The sequence below is a fragment of the Mesorhizobium sp. BH1-1-4 genome, assembly GCF_020165665.1.
In the GTDB taxonomy this organism is placed as follows: Bacteria; Pseudomonadota; Alphaproteobacteria; order Rhizobiales; family Rhizobiaceae; genus Mesorhizobium.
In genome coordinates this window covers 53,561-69,491 of record NZ_JAIUIN010000028.1, presented here as the reverse complement: position 1 = coordinate 69,491, position 15,931 = coordinate 53,561, and the positions used below count along the sequence as shown (strand labels likewise).

The window sequence follows — 15,931 nt, the reverse complement described above, 5'->3', positions numbered from 1 at the left end:
CGAACCCATCATAAGGGGAGAAACTGTTACCTATGTATCCGGTTCAAACTGTTACCCATCTATCGGCTGGACACCGGTAGGACAATGAAGGGCGGCGCCAACCGCATGCAGGGCGGCGCGAGTTTTGCTTCGTGCCGACTGAGTCGTCAGTCGCGAGAAAGCGCGCCACGGAAGGCAACGGCGGCGAGGATCAGGCTGGCGATGGCGTTCCAGCCGGCCAGCGACAGGCCGAGAATGCGCAAGGCGGCCTTGTCGCAGGACGGCGGCACGAATTTGTCGAGCGCGTCGAGCACGCCCTTGCCGCCGGTGTCGACCGGTCCGGCGCCCGCCGTGCAGTCGGTCGGGCCGGCCCACCACTGCCATTCGACGCCGGAGTGATAGACGCCGAGATAGAGGCCGTAGAGCATCAGGAGGCCGCCGATGGCCAGCAGGCCGCGCGTGAGCCATGCGGGTGCACGCAACATCGATGCGATCACCGCCAGCAGCATCAAGGGTACGCCGATGTAATATGGCGTGCGCTGTTCCAGGCAGAGGTGGCAGGGGATGTAGCCGCCAATGTACTGGAAGGCGAGCGCGGATCCGACCGTCGCAGCCATGGCGACGGCGAGAAAGAGCGCTGCGCGCGTCCGCGGATTTCCGGTGCCGGCGGTCATGGTCGATGTCATCTCGGGAATCCGTTTGGTTGCGCTGCTATCCGTGGGCGTATCTGACGAGGATATAGAGCAAAATGAGGGCAACGGCGCCGGCGCCGACGATCAACCCCAAACGCTTTTCGATGAATTCCTTGATCGATTCGCCATAGCGGCGCAGCAACCAGGCCAGCAGCAGGAAACGGGCGCCGCGCGCGACGATCGCCAGCCCGATGAACAGCAGCAGATTGACGCCGATGACGCCCGACAAGATGGTCACCACCTTGATCGGCGGCAAATGGGCGGCACCGGATGTGATCAGCATCAGGATGATGAAGCCGATACCGGACGAGGTGCGCAACTGTTCGAACTCGTCATACTTGCCGTAGAATTCGAGAATCGGCCGTGCGACAGCCTCATAGGCGTAATGGCCGATGAACCAGCCGGCGACGCCGCCCAGCACCGAAGCGACGGTGGCGATCAGCGCGTAGCGGTAGGCGCGATCCGGCCGCGACAGCGCCATCGGCAGATAGAGCACGTCGGCCGGCACCAGGAACACCGAGCTTTCGACGAAGGCGATCAAAGCCAGCCACCACTCGGCCGACTTTCGCGCCGCCAGCGACAAGGTCCAGTCGTACAATCCGCGAAGCATCGGCTCTCCTAGTGCATGTGGCCCAAAACCGCGCGGCCGCGCTGGACAAAGGCATGGATCAAACAAGGACGCAAAGCGCGCCGCGTCCACGTCTCCAGACGCGCCGCGCTTTGATGCGCCGCCTGTCTAGAAAGATTTTCCGCGCTGCACAATGGCAGCCCCGTCGCGAAATCGAAAGGCGAAGATTGGTCGCATCCGGACGATCGCGAGAATTGGCCGTTGACGAACAGGCCTCCGACCGTATAGTCCGCGCCCATCCAGGCCGCCCGGCCTGAGCCCCTATGGCGGAATTGGTAGACGCGCTCGACTCAAAATCGAGTTCCGCAAGGAGTGCTGGTTCGATCCCGGCTAGGGGCACCATTCCATGCTTCACCATCGCTTGCTCGCGGATCGTCCAGGCGAGCTCGGTGAGGCCATGGCTGTCTGATGACAATGGGGATGTCCGTCAGGTGACAGCAGGCGGGCCGGCTCTCGTGCTCCCCACTCATCAAGGACGCGGATTTCATGGCGCTCCATGCAGCCGGACAATTCAGAACGCAGGCTGATCGAATGTGGCCGGGCGCTGCGGCCGATCCTTACCGCCGCCGCAGCAAACTCTTCATCCGGTTGCGCAGCAGGCGCGCCATGTTGCGGGTTTCGCGATAGAGATGCAGCTGGGAGGCGGCTTGGCGGGCGAGGCGGTCGGCATCCCGGGTCAGCCCGATCACCAGCGTGCCGACCGGCTTGCGCTCGCTCCATAGCCGGCTCATCACCGGATGGTCGGGCACGGCGCAGGAATCGGTCATCATGATGTTGGGGTCGTCGAGATGCTGCCTGGTGACCTCGATCATCAGCAGCGTGCCGGGCGAATAGGCGGCCAGCGTCTCGTCATAGGCCGTCTTCCAGGTGTAGGCGACGCCGGCTTCGACGAAGACGATCAGGCAAGCGATGGTGCGCCCGCCCAGTGTCAGCGAATGGATGCGGCACATGTCCTGTTCGGCCAGCCGATGCACGGCCTCGCGGGCAAAGGCGGCGCGGAAGCGGTCGATGGCCATGGCGGTGCGCTCGCGGCCTTTCCAGCCGGATGCTTCCAGCGTCAGGAAGCTCTCGATGGCGTGGCGGATTTCCTCGGGGCCGCGTGCCACGACATGCTCGAGCTTGCCGAGGTCGCCAAGGCGCCGCTTCAGGCGGCGGAACTCGCGATAATGGTGGGCGCGCAGCGAAGCTTTCAGATAATCGTCGCCGTCGAGTTCGCTCTCCAGCACGGGCCGCGAGGTCTGGCCCGTGGTGACCAGCGTCAAGCCGCGCGTCTCGGCCACGGTGCCGACCAGGCTCGCCACCGGGCCGTCGAGCCTGATGTCGGGCAGGACCAGGACTTTCGGCAGCTTGAGATGCGGCCGCGACAGCATCGAGAAGAAATCCTCGACCACGCCGACCGGATCGTCGCGATCGATCAGCGGCGTGCCGAGCGGACCGAACGGGCTCGACCATGTGCGCATGACCGGCACACCGAGCGGCACCACGGGCCGTTCCACCGAGATCGGCACCAGCAGGCGCAGCCGGTTGCGGTATTCATCGCCGTCGCGGATCACGGCAAGACGCACCTCGCGGTCTTCCAGCCGGGGCATGGCCGGCGCCAGGAAACGCGGGTTGAAGAAGACGTTCGGCTCGATCGTGCGGGCGCAGAGATAGTCCAGTTCCTCGACCAGGTCGAAGCCGGCCGATGCCGGGTAGATGGCGAGTTTGCGCTCGGGCCGGTTGTTGGCGAGAATCTCGATATGGGCGGGGTCGGCGTCGCGCGCCAGGCCGGCAAGGCCGGACACCATGGCGCCGGCGGGACCGCCGCTGGTTTCCTCGAGCAGGGGGATGGCGGCCATCAGGCGGTTCCTTTGACGGGCACGAAGATCGCCATGACGATGCCGAGCTTGCGCCAGACCGTGAAGGACAGGGCGCTCGCCTCGAAGATCATGGCGAAGGCGGTGGCCATGGCCGCGCCCCACAGGCCGAAAAGCGGGATCAGCACAACGTTGAGCCCGATGTTGAAGGCCAGTGTCATGGCATAGACGGCGGCGCAGACATTCTGGTTGCCGCTCATGGTGAGCAGGCTTTCGCAGGGCCCGACGGCGGCGCGCGCCACGACGCCGAAGACGAGCAGGAACAGAAGCGGATAGCCCGACGTGAATTCCGGGCCGAACAGCACCAGCATCGGTCTTCCCAGCGCCAGCACCAGGAACGCCATCAAGAGCGAGGGCCAGAAGGTCCATGACACCGTCTCGCGGGCGAAGGCGGCGAGCTTTTCCGGCTCGCCATGGGTGAACTGCGCGTAGCGCTGGGCGACGCCGGCCTTGACCGCGAAATAGACGAAATGCACCAGCGCCAGCGTCTTGACCGTGGCGAAATAGACGGCGACGTCGTTGGGATCCATATAGGCGCCGACCATCAGCACATCGGCATTGGTGAGCAGGAAGAAGAAGCTTTCGACCAGGAAGATCGGCAGCGAGACGACGAACCATTGCGCGAAATGCACTTTCATCGGGCCGGTCGGGATCTGCCTGTCCATGCGCTGGGTGACGCCGATCAACTGAGACAGCGTGGTGACGTAGGTGGCCGCGATCGAGGCGAAGATCGCCGTCCGCGCATCGGGGGCGTACCCCGCCCAGAGCATCAGCGCCATGAACAGCAGGATCAGCACCGGCCGGATCAGGTAGGTTGGCGACAGCGCGAACAATGCCCATGAATTGGCGCGCGCCAGTCCTTGCAGCAAGTCCGACAGCGCGATCATCGGCAGGCAGATGACGCCGAGGATGAACGGTATCACGTAGTAGTTCTCGATCCAGGGCGCGGCCAGCCAGACGCCGAGGGCGCCGAGGGCGGCGATGAGCGTCGAAGCGATCAGCACGAACAGCCGGCTGGCCACGACGATGCCGCGCAATTCGTCCATCAGGCCGCGCTCGCGGTATTCGGGAATGAAGCGGATGACCGATGTGTGGAAGCCGAGGCAGGCGAGGTTGCCGACGATGACCATCGTCACCCAGACCAGCACGAAGATGCCATACTCGAACGAGCCCATCCAGCGCGCCATCAGCACCTGGCTGATGAAGGCGATGACGGCGCTGACGATGCGGATGGAGAAGGCGATGACCGACATGCGGCCGGCCTCGCCGCGCTCGTCGGCGGTGAACAGCACGGCGTCGATGCGGTCAAGCAGCGGCCCCACGCGCAGCGCCAAACGCTGCGGCAAGAACCGCCCAGCAGTCGTGGCCGCGGAAAAGCGCACCCCGATTTCTCTCCGTTTTCCGCCTCTTTTCACGCTTTGGTGTAGCGAAGACACCTTAAGAAAGCGTGGGTGGGGGCGCTTCCTTCTCCCCCGTCACTATACGGGGAGAAGGTGCCGGCAGGCGGATGAGGGGCAGCGCCGGCTTTCGGAGATTTTTGCGTGGATGGGGAAAGAGGAAGAAAAGCTATCCGCAAAACGAATCGGCTCGCCGGGAGCGGGCGAGGTTTTGGTCGCAGACAAACGCCAATCGCCACCGTTGGCGCCGCCCCTCATCCGCCCTTCGGGCACCTTCTCCCCGTGGAACAGGGAGAGGGGAAGACCGAGCCCTTACGCGAACGTGCCGTGGCAGTGCTTGTATTTCTTGCCGGAGCCGCAGGGGCAGGCTTCGTTGCGGCCGACCTTGCCCCAGGTGGCGGGGTTGTTGGGGTCGCGGTCCTCGGGGGCGACGATGGCGTTGCTTTCCTGGCGCACCAGGAGGGCCGTTTCGCCGCCTTCGAAATCATTCTCGCCGGTGGTGCCATCAATATGCGTGCCGAACATGTCGGGGGCTTCCGGCGGCGGCGCTTCGGCGGCCTGGCGGACCAGTTCGACGCGCATCAACTGCGCGGTGACGGCCTGGCGCAGGTTGCCGAGCATCGCCTGGAACAGTTCGAACGCCTCGCCCTTGTACTCCTGCAGCGGATCGCGCTGGGCGTAGCCGCGGAAGCCGACGACCGAACGCAGATGGTCGAGATTGACGATGTGCTCGCGCCACAGATGGTCGAGCGTCTGCAGCACCACCGAGCGCTCGACATAGGTCATCACCTCGGGGCCGAAACGGTCGGCGCGTTCCTTGGCGGCGGCTTCGGCGGCTTGAGAGATACGCTCGCGGATGTCGTCCTCGGCGATGCCTTCTTCCTTCACCCACTCCTCGACCGGCAGGTCGAGATTGAGGAACTCGGCGACCTCGGCCTTGAGGCCGGCGACATCCCATTGTTCGGCATAGGCGTTTTCGGGAATGGCCTTGGCGACGATCTCGTCGATGACGCCTTCGCGCATCTCGCCGATGGTTTCCGACAGGCCTTCGCCGTCCATCAGTTCGATGCGCTGCTCGAACACCACCTTGCGCTGGTCGTTGGAGACGTCGTCATACTTCAACAGGTTCTTGCGGATGTCGAAATTGCGCGCCTCGACCTTCTTCTGCGCCTTTTCCAGCGCCTTGTTGATCCAGGGATGGATGATGGCCTCGTCTTCCTTGAGGCCGAGCTTCTGCAGCATGCCGTCCATGCGCTCGGAGCCGAAGATGCGCATCAGATCGTCCTGCAGCGACAGGAAGAATTTCGAGCGGCCGGGGTCGCCCTGGCGGCCGGAACGACCTCTGAGCTGATTGTCGATGCGGCGTGACTCGTGGCGCTCGGTGGCGAGCACGTAGAGGCCGCCAGCGGCCAGCGCCTTTTCCTTCAGGCGCTCGATGTCGGCATGGATTTCCTTTTCGCGCGCCTCGCGCTCGGGTCCGGCCGGCATGTCGCCCAGCTCGTCCTCGATGCGCATCTCGGCATTGCCGCCGAGCTTGATGTCGGTGCCGCGGCCGGCCATGTTGGTGGCGATGGTGATGGCGCCGGGCTTGCCGGCCTGGGCGACGATGGCCGCCTCGCGCTCGTGGTGGCGGGCGTTCAGCACCTCGAAATCCGTGAAGCCTTCCTTGCGCAGGCGCTCGGCCAGCTGCTCGGACTTCTCGATCGAGGTCGTGCCCACCAGCGTCGGCTGGCCCTTGGCGCTGGCTTCGCGGATCTCCCTGACGATCGCCTTGTACTTCTCCTCGACCGTCCGGTAGACCTCGTCGTCCTCGTCCTTGCGGATGACCGGCAGGTTGGTCGGGATCTCGGTGACTTCGAGGCCGTAGATGTTGCCGAATTCCTCGGCCTCGGTCAGCGCCGTGCCGGTCATGCCGGAAAGCTTCTTGTAGAGGCGGAAGTAGTTCTGGAAGGTGACGGAAGCCAGCGTCTGGTTCTCCGGCTGGATCGCCACGTGCTCCTTGGCTTCGAGCGCCTGGTGCAGGCCTTCCGAATAGCGGCGGCCAGGCATCATGCGGCCGGTGAACTCGTCGATGATGACGATCTCGCCGTTGCGCACGATGTAGTCCTTGTCGCGCTGGAACAGCCGGTGCGCCTTCAGCGCGTTGTTGACGTGATGGACGATGGCGACGTTCTCGACGTCGTAGAGCGACTCGCCCTTGAGCAGGCCGGCCGCTCGCAACATGTTCTCGAGCTTCTCGGTGCCTTCCTCGGTGAAGATCGAGGTCTTCTGCTTCTCGTCGATCTCATAATCCTGCGGCTGCAGCTGGATGATGAAGGTGTCGATGGTGTTGTACATTTCCGAACGGTCCTCGAGCGGACCGGAAATGATCAGCGGCGTGCGCGCCTCGTCGACCAGGATGGAATCGACCTCGTCGACGATCGCGTAGTTGTGGCCGCGCTGCACCATCTGGGCGCGCTCATACTTCATGTTGTCGCGCAGATAGTCGAAGCCGAGTTCGTTGTTGGTGGCGTAGGTGACGTCGGAAGCATAGGCGACGCGGCGCTCCTCGTCCGACAGGCCGTGGACGATGACGCCGACCGACAGGCCGAGGAATTTATAGACGCGGCCCATCCATTCGGAGTCGCGGGTGGCGAGGTAATCGTTGACGGTGACGACATGGACGCCGTTGCCAGCAAGCGCGTTGAGATAGACCGGCAGCGTCGCGACCAGGGTCTTGCCCTCGCCGGTGCGCATCTCGGCGATGCCGCCATTGTGCAGCACCATGCCGCCGATCAGCTGGACATCGAACGGGCGCATGCCGAGCACGCGGCGCGCGGCCTCGCGGGCGGTCGCGAAGGCCGGGATCAGCAGATCGTCAAGGCTGGCGCCGTTGGCGATGTCCTGGCGGAATTTTTCCGTGCGCCCGGCAAGCTCGGCGTCGGAGAGCGCCCGCATCTCGCTTTCCATGGCGTTGATCGCCTCGACACGGGGGCGGGTCGATTTGACCCGACGGTCGTTGGAGGAACCGAAAACCTTACGGGCGAGACCGCCGAGACTGACCATCCAATGGTCCTTTCGATAGAATTCTCAATCTTGAGACGAGTGCCGGCCGGCCCCATCACATCCACGTGAACGCACCGCCTGAATGCGGGCAAACACAAAAAGCGCCCGGAAAACGGTTCTGGACGCCAAGTCGATGGACAGATAAGAGGGGGCTCAACTGATGTCAACGCCGCGCTGGCTCTGCCGGTCGCGCCAAATTCCGCCACAATCTGGCTGATCTGGAAGCCACCCTCCTTACAATCCCTCACCGGAGTCATCCTTATGTCCTTGTTGTTCAGCCGTGCGTCGCTTGCCAGCCTTGGCCTGGCCCTCGGCCTGTCGGCTCTTTGCCTGTCGCCTGTCATGGCGCAGGAGACCGCTCCCGCCGCGGCCGCCCCGGCGGATGCGGCCGCACCGGCCGCCGCACCGGTCGACCCGAATACAGTGATCGCCACCGTCAACGGCCAGCCCTTGACCGAGGCCGATCTGGTGCTTGCCGAAGGCGAGCTTTCGCAGCAGTTCGCGCAATTGCCGCCCGAGCAGCGCCGCGCCGCCGCGCTCTCGGCGGCGATCGAGATCCGCGTCATGGCTGGCAAGGCCGTCACCGACGGTCTCGACAAGGATCCCGACTTCCAGCGCCGCATGGCCTTCCTGCAGCAGCGCGCGCTGCATGGCGAGATGGTCGAGAAGGGTGTCGTCGACAAGGTCACCGACGCGGAGGTTCGCGCCCGCTACGACCAGGAAATCGCCAACACGCCGCCGGTCAACGAGGTGCATGCCCGTCACATCCTCGTGAAGACGAAGGAAGAGGCCGAGGCTATCATCAAGCAGCTCGATGGCGGTGCCGACTTCCAGAAGCTCGCCAACGAGCACACCAGCGATCCGTCGGGCAAGTCCAATGGCGGCGATCTCGGCTGGTTCGGACCTGGCCAGATGGTGCCGGAGTTCGACAAGGCGGCGTTCGCGCTCGATGTCGGCAAGTACACCGAGCAGCCGGTGCAGTCCCAGTTCGGCTGGCACGTCATCAAGCTCGAGGACAAGCGCGCCAAGCAGCCGCCGGCCTTCGACGACGTCAAGGACCAGGCCAAGCAGGCTGTCATCCGCGACAAATATTTCGCGCTGGTCAAGTCGCTGCGCGCCGACGCCAAGGTCGAGATCCCCGATGCCAAGCTGAAGCAGGCAGTGGATACGCTCGAAAGCGCCAAGTAAGCCGGCCGGAATTTTATAAAAAGGGCGCGGCAGCCAAGGTTGCCGCGCCCTTTTTGTTGGCCTTTGCCGGCAGGTCTCTACGCGCCGGGCGCAGCTATGCCTTGCAGGATGTATCGGACCATCTTGCGGATCGTCGCCTCGGGCTCGTCGAGCCGGTTGGTCAGGAGATGCCGCCAGGCGTAGGACGCCAGGAGGTCGGCGACGATGACCGGATCGATATCCCCAGCGATCTCGCCCCTTGCCTTGGCGCGCTCGACAATTTGCCCGGTATGGGCGCGGCGTCCGCTGGCATATCCGGCAAGGGCCGCGGCCGCGGTTTCATCCGACTGCGCCTCGGCGATCAGCGACTTGAAGACGCTGCCCGACGATGTCTCGCGCCAGTGCGAGAACAGGTTCATCAGGAAGCCGACGAGATCCTCTTCCAGTTGTCCCGTGTCGGGAACGTCGACGCGCTTCTGGCGCTGGTAGACCTCCAGCAGCAAGGCCGCCTTGCTCGGCCACCAGCGATAAATGGTCGGTTTGCCGGCGCGTGCCCGCCGCGCCACCGCCTCGATCGAGAAGCCGGCATAGCCGGCCTCGACAAGTACCGCCTCGGCGGCCTCCAGAATGGCCTCCGCACTGTCGGGATTGCGCCGCGCACCGATCGATCTGCGCGCCGTATCCGTCGTCTCGGCCATTCCTGCCGCCCTCGTTTCAATTCGCCGGCAATGATAAGGGATCCGGCGATGAAACGAAACGATCCGTTTTTGCGCAAGCGCGACGCCATGGTCGGCAAGATCACATCGCTTGCGATGTTTCCGATACGATACGCCATCCCTTGTCGGTCTTGATCAGCTCCAGCGTCACACGCGCCTTGCCGGCCACACGCGCCGACTTGTTCTTCGGCACATAGTCGTAGCTCATGGCAAAGACGGCTTGCGCGCTGCCCTCGCCGTGCGGTGTCACCTCCAGGCTGCCGGGCTCGAGGCCAAGCGACCAGGAGGCCCATTGCGCGAACCAGTCGCTCTTCACCTTGACCAATGTCTCGATGTCATAGGGCGTGCCGAAGATGGTGGCGGATGCACCGTAAAGCCGATTGACGGCTGCGCGCATGTCCTTGGCGTCGGGCTCCAGGTAGTCGTCGCGCAGAAACTTCTCGATCGAAGCCTTGTCGTCGCCGACCGAGCGCTCCAGCGCCGCCACCTGCGTGGAAAGCGCCGGCGCGACCGCCGGCTCCGGCGCCTTCGCCGGTCCCGTGCCCGGTACGAATTCGAAGCGTTCGAGCAGCGAGCCCTGCTCCCAGGGGCGCTGGCCTTCGCGGGTCTGCGAAACGACGTCGCGGCGCACCGCGATCATCATGTCGTTGATGCTCTGGCCGGGCTCGGCAATGTGGCGCAACAGGGCGGCGGCAAAGGGCGAGTTGCGCCCGGTTCCGTCCATGGCGACAGCACCTGGAGCGGTCGAGAAAGCGATGAAGGAGCCGCGCGTTGAATCGAACTGCGCCAGGCCGGCGAGCGCCGTTGCCGAACGGGTCGTGGCGGTGCGGCTCAAGCCGCGGGCAAACGGATTGTTGCGGCAGGCATCGAGGAAGACCAGGCTGACCTTGGTCTGCTGTTCCATGATGTCGAGGACTTCGTCGATAGGCACGGCCTCGAGCTGCAGTTTCACCGGCATGTCCAGCCTGGCGTCGACCGGCACGATGTAGTTGCGCCCGTCGACCTGCAGGCCGTGGCCGGCATAGTAGAAAAGCCCGACGCCGGCGCCTTCGAGCGCATCGGAGAATTCGCCGATGCTGCGTTCAAGCTCGCGCTTGCCAAGGTCGTTGCCTTCGATGACCTCGAAGCCGATGGAACGCAGCTTGTCGGCGATGTCGAGCGCGTCGTTGACCGGATTGGCGAGCGTGCCGGCTTCGGCATAGGTCCCGTTGCCGATGACGAGCGCCACGCGCCGCGCCGGCTCCGCGTCGGCGCGCAGCAGCAAAAGTCCCAGAAATGCCCAAGCGAGGATCGCAAGCCTGCCCATGGGTCAAGATCATAGCGCCACGGACCCCGGCGACGCCAACAGATTTGAAATGCAGGCTTAATGCCGAACGGGTTTGCCCCTGGCGGGAGCGACGAAAACGCGCTTGCGCCGACGCGCCGTATCGGGCAAACCGGCCTTCCCTTGCGATTTTCCCGCCCGAGGTCCCCATGTCCACGACGATTTCGCCGCTCGCGCCGAAGAAATACCCCAAAATGCCGGAAATCGAAGGGGTGCGCATCGCCACCGCCGAAGCGGGGATAAAGTACAAGAACCGCACCGACCTGCTGGCCATGGTGTTCGATGCCGGCACCGCGGTCGCTGGTGTGTTCACCAAGTCGAAATGCCCGTCGGCTCCAGTCGATTTCTGCCGGCAGAACCTTGGCGCCGGCAAGGCACGGGTGCTGATCGTCAATTCCGGCAACGCCAATGCCTTCACCGGCAAGAAGGGTCGCGAGTCGACCGCGATGACGGGCGAAGCGGCGGCGAAGGCCGCGGAGTGTACTGCGGCAGAGGTTTTCCTGGCCTCGACCGGCGTCATCGGCGAGCCGCTCGACACAACCAAGTTCAGCCATCTGCTTTCCGGCCTGGTCAACGGCGGCAAGCCCGACCTGTGGACCGAGGCGGCCAAGGCCATCATGACCACCGACACCTATCCGAAGGTGGCGACGCAGACCGTCAAGCTCGGTGACGCCGATGTCACCATCAACGGCATTTCCAAGGGCGCCGGCATGATCGCGCCGGACATGGCGACGATGCTCTCCTTCATCGCCACCGACGCGCCGATCGCGGCACCGGTCCTGCAGGATCTTTTGTCGCGTGGCACGGCCAAGACGTTCAACGCGGTGACCGTGGATAGCGATACCTCGACCAGCGATACGCTGCTGTTGTTCGCCACCGGCAAGGCGGCAAAGCGCGGCGCGCCCGAGATCACCGATCCCAGGGATGCCCGCCTCGGTGCGTTCCGCCGGGCGCTCGGCAAGGTGCTGAAGTCGCTGGCGTTGCAGGTGGTGCGCGACGGAGAGGGCGCGCGCAAGCAGGTCGAAGTCACCGTCACCGGCGCCAAGTCGGCCCGCTCGGCCAAGCGCATCGCGCTGTCGATCGCCAATTCGCCGCTGGTAAAGACGGCGGTCGCTGGCGAGGACGCCAATTGGGGCCGCGTCGTCATGGCCGTCGGCAAGGCCGGCGAGCCAGCCGATCGCGACCGGCTGTCGATCTGGTTCGGCGACAACAGGCTGGCGCATGAGGGTGAGCGGGACCCTGGCTATTCGGAAGAAAAAACCTCGGCCTACATGAAGCGCGACGACATCCGCATTCGCGCAGATATCGGCATCGGCCGCGGCAAGGCGACGGTGTGGACTTGCGACCTCACCAAGGAATATGTCGCCATCAATGGCGATTACCGGAGCTGATCGCCTTGGTTTCGCGCCATCCGGCAAGCATGCTCGCGACCGTGCGCCGCTACGAGGCGGCGGGCTTTCGCGCCTGGCCCGCGGCCGCCGTCCACTATGACGGCACCTGGGTGGTGCGGTTGACCGCCGGCCATCCGGCCAAGCGACTGAACTCGGTCAACCCGCTCGATCCCGGCGACATCCAGCATATCGCCGACCGCATCGGTCGTGCGAGCCGCCGCTTCGACGCCTATGGCCGGCCATTGACGTTCCGCATGTCGCCACTGTCGGGGCCTGATCTTGCCAGCCATCTCGACAAGGAGGGCTGGAGCCGGTTCGACGAATCGCTGGTCATGCGGCTGCCGTTGGCCGACGCGCAACTCGACGCCGCCATGGACCAGATTCCGCTCAAGGACATCAGCCGCTTCATCGGCGCATTGCTCAAGGTCAACGGCTCGGACGTATCGCTGCGGCCGGGCTTGTCGGAGATCATCGGCGCCATACAGCCGGAGGCCGGGCTGTTCGCGCTTGAGGACGGGACGGAGCCGCTGGCGACGCTGATCTGCGTGCATGACGGCGATCTTGCCGGCCTGTTCGAGGTCGCTACCGACAAGGCGGCGCGCAACAAGGGGCACGGCCGCAACCTGATCCTTTCGGCGTTGAAATGGGCGAGGCTGCGCGGCGCGCGGGAGGCCTGGCTGCAGGTCGAGGCCGGCAACGTGCCGGCGCTGGCGCTCTACCGCGCGCTCGGCTTCGAGGAAGTCTATCGCTATCATTACCGCCGGCCGCCCGGCCATGAATGATGTGACATCCAACGGCAAGCGCCTGCTGCTGGTCGCCGCATGCGCGCTGGTCGATGCCGATGGCCGCGTGCTGCTGGCGCAGCGCCCGCAAGGCAAGCAGCTTGCCGGCCTGTGGGAATTTCCCGGCGGCAAGGTCGAGCCTGGCGAGACGCCGGAACAATGCCTCATCCGTGAACTGCATGAGGAGATCGGCATCGAGACCGAGACCCCGTGCCTGGCGCCGCTGACCTTCGCCAGCCATTCCTATGATGATTTCCATCTCTTGATGCCGCTGTTCGTCTGCCGCCGTTTCCGCGGCATTGCCCAGCCGAGGGAAGGGCAGGCGCTGAAATGGGTACGGCCCAAACAGATGCGCGACTATCCGATGCCGCCGGCCGACGCGCCATTGATCCCGTTCCTGATCGATCTCCTCTGAGGATCGAGGATCGGATCGGACCACGGTCCATATCAGCCAGCGTTAATGGAAGATTTATCTCATCATGAAAAATTGATGCATGGCCGTTCTCTCGCGGCCGCCGTCGTGCGCTGGGGAGCAATAGAATGAGCCTGGACAAGGATTGGGATTCGATCCGGCCCGAGCGGGGTTTTCGTGCCGTCGACGCCGGCATGGGCGTGCTCCGCGTCACGCTGCTGTTCGGATCGGCCGCGGTGGCGCTGGCGCTGATCGCGACCCCTTTCCTCGATAACCAGACGCGTTCGCAAACGGCCCGCGACGGTTTTCCCGGCCTCGACATGACGGCTACCGGTTCGATCAGCCATCGCAGCACCTACACGGTGCGCCGCAGCGTGCTGCAGGCCGACCCCGGCGGCGTCTGCATCATTCGCGCCGATGGCAAAAGCAGTGGCGACTGCTGACCTGGGTTGGAACATTCCCGAATGGCGACCATTTCATCGCCTGTTAAGCCTTTGCCGTTAACCTTTCTTAACAGATCGTCGGTAGGGTCGTGGCAAGGGGGAAATGAGGTGATGAAAACGGTGCTGCTGCTGCGCTTTCTGAAGGACGAAAACGGCGCCACGGTCGTCGAATACGCCATGATAGTCTGCGTATTGTCGCTGACGATCATCGGCGGTATTAGCCACGTCTTCAATTCGCTGACCTGGTTGTTCAGCGACGATTCCAGCAGACTTGCCAACGCCTTCGCCCCTTAGACTCTTTGTTTACGCAGTTCCTGCTCAAGGGCTGCCCGCGAGCTCAATGCCCTTCAGGCCCCTCCAGTATCGTCTTTAACGAAACCTTGGCCGAACCGGGCTTCAGCGGCTTTTGCTGCGACGCGTCGGGCGCCCAGCCGGACATCCAGACAATCGAGAAGCTTGCCCTGATGCGACCGTCGGGGTCGGAAAAGCGCTCGGCGTAGATTTGCGCGGCGCGGGCAAACAATCTGCGTGATCCTGGCCGCCGGCTGCGGTCGGCGAGTGCGCTGGTTTCACCCATGGCACGCAGATCCGCCATCAGGGCGAACAGGTTCGCATAGCGCACCGTCACCGTCTCGACGTCGGCGACCGGCAGCGCGAAACCGGCACGCTGCAGCAGCGCGCCGGCATCGCGCACGTCGGTGAACGGAATGACGCGCGGGCTGGCGCCGCCATGGAGCTCGGTCTCGGCGACAAGCAGGCTTTCGCGCAGTTCGGCAAGCGTGCCGGCGCCGGCGAAGGCGCCAAGGAAAAGTCCGTCCGGCCGCAGCGCGCGGCGAATCTGGATCAACATGCCAGGGATGTCGTTCATCGCCTGCAGCGACAGAAGCGACACCACCAGATCGAGACCTTGTGGCTCGAACGGTACGGTCTCCAGCGGAGCAATCAGGCCGGGGGCACCATTCAGGAACGCCGCGTCCATCTCGACACGGGCGACATCCGCCACCTTGCCGCTCCGCGCAACGACCTCGGCCGCGGCCGCTGTCTGGCAAAACAGCACCGCCGCCTTGGCGAACCTGCGTTCGACGGCATCCAGCCGATCGGCAAGATCCTCGGCGGCGCGGTGCATGAGGAAGTCGGCACCCTCAACCGGATGGATGAGCGCGCGCCGCTTGTGCGCCAGCCACAGGGAGGTATCCATTATAGGCTGCAAGGGATGGGTCCTTGTATGTCCGCGCCCTGATATGGTTGGTATGGGTGGCGCCGAGAAACAAACCACGTGGCCGATCCGATGCCAGAGATCAAGTCCATCGAGATCAGGAAGCTGGCCCGGTCGGCTGCCCGGTCGGCCCTGGGATGGCCGGCGCGCATCCTGTTTCCGCCGGTCTGCGCCGGCTGCCGCCGGCAGGTCTCGCAACCCGGCGTGCTGTGCGGCAACTGTTGGCCGAAGCTGCGGCTGCTGGAACGGCCCTGGTGTCCGGTGATGGGCACGCCGTTCACCCATCACATGGGCGATGGGTTTCTCTCGGCGGAGGCGATCGCCGATCCGCCGCCCTTCGAACGGGCGCGGGCAGCGGTCGCCTATTCCGGCGTCGCCCGCCAGATGGTGCAGGGGCTTAAATACCAGGACCGCACCGATCTCGCTCCCTGGATGGCGCGCTGGATGGTCCGCGTGGGCGCCGACCTCATCGCCGATGCGGATGTGGTGGTGCCCGTGCCGCTGCATTGGCGCCGTTTTTTCAGGCGGCGGTTCAACCAATCGGCCGAACTGGCGCGTGCTGTTTGCGAGCTCAGCGGGCTGTCGTTCGCGCCTTCCGCCATGCGGCGCGTGAAACTCACCCGCCAGCAGGTCGGGCTGGAGCGGCAGGAACGCGAGGAGAATGTGCGCGCCGCATTTCGCGTGCCGGATGAGGCCGAGATCGAGATTGCCGGCCGCAGGGTGCTTCTGGTCGATGATGTCTACACCACCGGCGCCACCGTGCGGGCCGCCACCAAGGCGCTGAAAAAGGGAGGTGCCGCCGCCGTCGACGTGCTGACCTTTGCCCGCGTTTTGCCGGGGGACTTCCGGGCGGACGAGTCCGCGACTATATAAGTCGGCAACG

Annotated in this window: 15 protein-coding genes and 1 tRNA gene; 8 read left to right on the top strand and 8 right to left on the bottom strand. The window is 64.7% G+C overall.

The window, feature by feature from the left end:
• Window positions 1-146: 146 nt before the first annotated feature.
• Both LB569_RS28800 and LB569_RS28795 read right to left on the bottom strand, forming a co-directional pair.
• Window positions 147-665 (bottom strand): disulfide bond formation protein B, encoded by a 519-nt coding sequence (locus LB569_RS28800; protein WP_140710063.1) that lies wholly within the window; start codon window positions 663-665, stop codon window positions 147-149.
• A 25-nt stretch (window positions 666-690) separates the two neighbouring features.
• Window positions 691-1,281 (bottom strand): YqaA family protein, encoded by a 591-nt coding sequence (locus tag LB569_RS28795; protein WP_140710065.1) that lies wholly within the window; start codon window positions 1,279-1,281, stop codon window positions 691-693.
• A 275-nt stretch (window positions 1,282-1,556) separates the two neighbouring features.
• Between LB569_RS28795 and LB569_RS28790 the strand changes: the two genes are divergently transcribed.
• Window positions 1,557-1,641 (top strand) — tRNA-Leu (locus LB569_RS28790).
• Between the two features lie 215 nt (window positions 1,642-1,856).
• Here the strand turns inward: LB569_RS28790 and LB569_RS28785 are convergent.
• From LB569_RS28785 to secA, 3 genes are all read right to left on the bottom strand, one after another.
• Window positions 1,857-3,137, bottom strand: coding sequence for a GNAT family N-acetyltransferase (locus LB569_RS28785; protein ID WP_224694985.1), 1,281 nt, complete (start codon window positions 3,135-3,137; stop codon window positions 1,857-1,859).
• Window positions 3,137-4,537 (bottom strand): lipopolysaccharide biosynthesis protein, encoded by a 1,401-nt coding sequence (locus LB569_RS28780; RefSeq protein ID WP_224694984.1) that lies wholly within the window; start codon window positions 4,535-4,537, stop codon window positions 3,137-3,139. Before LB569_RS28780 ends, LB569_RS28785 begins: the two co-directional genes overlap by 1 nt.
• A gap of 327 nt (window positions 4,538-4,864) precedes the next feature.
• Window positions 4,865-7,597 carry a preprotein translocase subunit SecA gene (gene secA, locus LB569_RS28775; protein ID WP_224694983.1) on the bottom strand — a complete coding sequence of 911 codons (2,733 nt, stop codon included), beginning with the start codon at window positions 7,595-7,597 and terminating at the stop codon, window positions 4,865-4,867.
• Window positions 7,598-7,858: 261 nt separating this feature from the next.
• Here secA and LB569_RS28770 point away from each other — a divergent pair, with 261 nt between their 5' ends.
• The gene (locus LB569_RS28770) at window positions 7,859-8,785 is read left to right on the top strand and encodes a peptidylprolyl isomerase (RefSeq protein WP_224694982.1); all 927 of its coding nucleotides are present in this window, start codon (window positions 7,859-7,861) and stop codon (window positions 8,783-8,785) included.
• A 77-nt stretch (window positions 8,786-8,862) separates the two neighbouring features.
• Here LB569_RS28770 and LB569_RS28765 read toward each other — a convergent pair whose 3' ends face one another.
• Window positions 8,863-9,462: a TetR/AcrR family transcriptional regulator gene (locus LB569_RS28765; protein WP_224540517.1), complete on the bottom strand. Its 600-nt coding sequence runs from the start codon at window positions 9,460-9,462 to the stop codon at window positions 8,863-8,865.
• A gap of 100 nt (window positions 9,463-9,562) precedes the next feature.
• Complete coding sequence (locus LB569_RS28760) at window positions 9,563-10,786, bottom strand: caspase domain-containing protein (protein ID WP_224694981.1); 1,224 nt, start codon at window positions 10,784-10,786, stop codon at window positions 9,563-9,565.
• 167 nt (window positions 10,787-10,953) lie between these two features.
• Here LB569_RS28760 and argJ point away from each other — a divergent pair, with 167 nt between their 5' ends.
• From argJ to LB569_RS28735, 5 genes are all read left to right on the top strand, one after another.
• Window positions 10,954-12,195, top strand: coding sequence for a bifunctional glutamate N-acetyltransferase/amino-acid acetyltransferase ArgJ (gene argJ, locus LB569_RS28755; RefSeq protein ID WP_224694980.1), 1,242 nt, complete (start codon window positions 10,954-10,956; stop codon window positions 12,193-12,195).
• Between the two features lie 29 nt (window positions 12,196-12,224).
• Window positions 12,225-12,977 carry a GNAT family N-acetyltransferase gene (locus LB569_RS28750; protein ID WP_140710143.1) on the top strand — a complete coding sequence of 251 codons (753 nt, stop codon included), beginning with the start codon at window positions 12,225-12,227 and terminating at the stop codon, window positions 12,975-12,977.
• Window positions 12,970-13,392 (top strand): (deoxy)nucleoside triphosphate pyrophosphohydrolase, encoded by a 423-nt coding sequence (locus LB569_RS28745; RefSeq protein ID WP_224540524.1) that lies wholly within the window; start codon window positions 12,970-12,972, stop codon window positions 13,390-13,392. The genes LB569_RS28750 and LB569_RS28745 overlap by 8 nt, the downstream gene beginning before the upstream one ends.
• A 125-nt stretch (window positions 13,393-13,517) precedes the next feature.
• The gene (locus LB569_RS28740) at window positions 13,518-13,832 is read left to right on the top strand and encodes a hypothetical protein (RefSeq protein ID WP_224540527.1); all 315 of its coding nucleotides are present in this window, start codon (window positions 13,518-13,520) and stop codon (window positions 13,830-13,832) included.
• Window positions 13,833-13,943: 111 nt separating this feature from the next.
• Window positions 13,944-14,126 carry a Flp family type IVb pilin gene (locus tag LB569_RS28735; RefSeq protein ID WP_140710103.1) on the top strand — a complete coding sequence of 61 codons (183 nt, stop codon included), beginning with the start codon at window positions 13,944-13,946 and terminating at the stop codon, window positions 14,124-14,126.
• 43 nt (window positions 14,127-14,169) lie between these two features.
• On the opposite strand, the gene LB569_RS28730 is transcribed toward LB569_RS28735, so the two are convergent.
• Window positions 14,170-15,042, bottom strand: a complete 873-nt coding sequence (locus tag LB569_RS28730) for a methyltransferase domain-containing protein (RefSeq protein WP_224540529.1) — start codon at window positions 15,040-15,042, stop codon at window positions 14,170-14,172.
• Between the two features lie 66 nt (window positions 15,043-15,108).
• On the opposite strand from LB569_RS28730, the gene LB569_RS28725 reads away from it, so the two are divergent.
• Entirely contained in the window at window positions 15,109-15,921 is an 813-nt protein-coding gene (locus tag LB569_RS28725) for a ComF family protein (RefSeq protein ID WP_224540530.1), read from the top strand.
• Window positions 15,922-15,931 lie beyond the last annotated feature (10 nt).

What these genes read in the sequence shown, in the direction of transcription:
- LB569_RS28800 (WP_140710063.1), bottom strand. Translation starts at nt 665, where the DNA reads ATGACATCGACCATGACCGCCGGCACCGGAAATCCGCGGACGCGCGCA.
- LB569_RS28795 (WP_140710065.1), bottom strand. Translation starts at nt 1,281, where the DNA reads ATGCTTCGCGGATTGTACGACTGGACCTTGTCGCTGGCGGCGCGAAAG.
- LB569_RS28785 (WP_224694985.1), bottom strand. Translation starts at nt 3,137, where the DNA reads ATGGCCGCCATCCCCCTGCTCGAGGAAACCAGCGGCGGTCCCGCCGGC.
- secA (WP_224694983.1), bottom strand. Translation starts at nt 7,597, where the DNA reads ATGGTCAGTCTCGGCGGTCTCGCCCGTAAGGTTTTCGGTTCCTCCAAC.
- LB569_RS28770 (WP_224694982.1), top strand. Translation starts at nt 7,859, where the DNA reads ATGTCCTTGTTGTTCAGCCGTGCGTCGCTTGCCAGCCTTGGCCTGGCC.
- LB569_RS28765 (WP_224540517.1), bottom strand. Translation starts at nt 9,462, where the DNA reads ATGGCCGAGACGACGGATACGGCGCGCAGATCGATCGGTGCGCGGCGC.
- LB569_RS28760 (WP_224694981.1), bottom strand. Translation starts at nt 10,786, where the DNA reads ATGGGCAGGCTTGCGATCCTCGCTTGGGCATTTCTGGGACTTTTGCTG.
- argJ (WP_224694980.1), top strand. Translation starts at nt 10,954, where the DNA reads ATGTCCACGACGATTTCGCCGCTCGCGCCGAAGAAATACCCCAAAATG.
- LB569_RS28750 (WP_140710143.1), top strand. Translation starts at nt 12,225, where the DNA reads ATGCTCGCGACCGTGCGCCGCTACGAGGCGGCGGGCTTTCGCGCCTGG.
- LB569_RS28745 (WP_224540524.1), top strand. Translation starts at nt 12,970, where the DNA reads ATGAATGATGTGACATCCAACGGCAAGCGCCTGCTGCTGGTCGCCGCA.
- LB569_RS28740 (WP_224540527.1), top strand. Translation starts at nt 13,518, where the DNA reads ATGAGCCTGGACAAGGATTGGGATTCGATCCGGCCCGAGCGGGGTTTT.
- LB569_RS28735 (WP_140710103.1), top strand. Translation starts at nt 13,944, where the DNA reads ATGAAAACGGTGCTGCTGCTGCGCTTTCTGAAGGACGAAAACGGCGCC.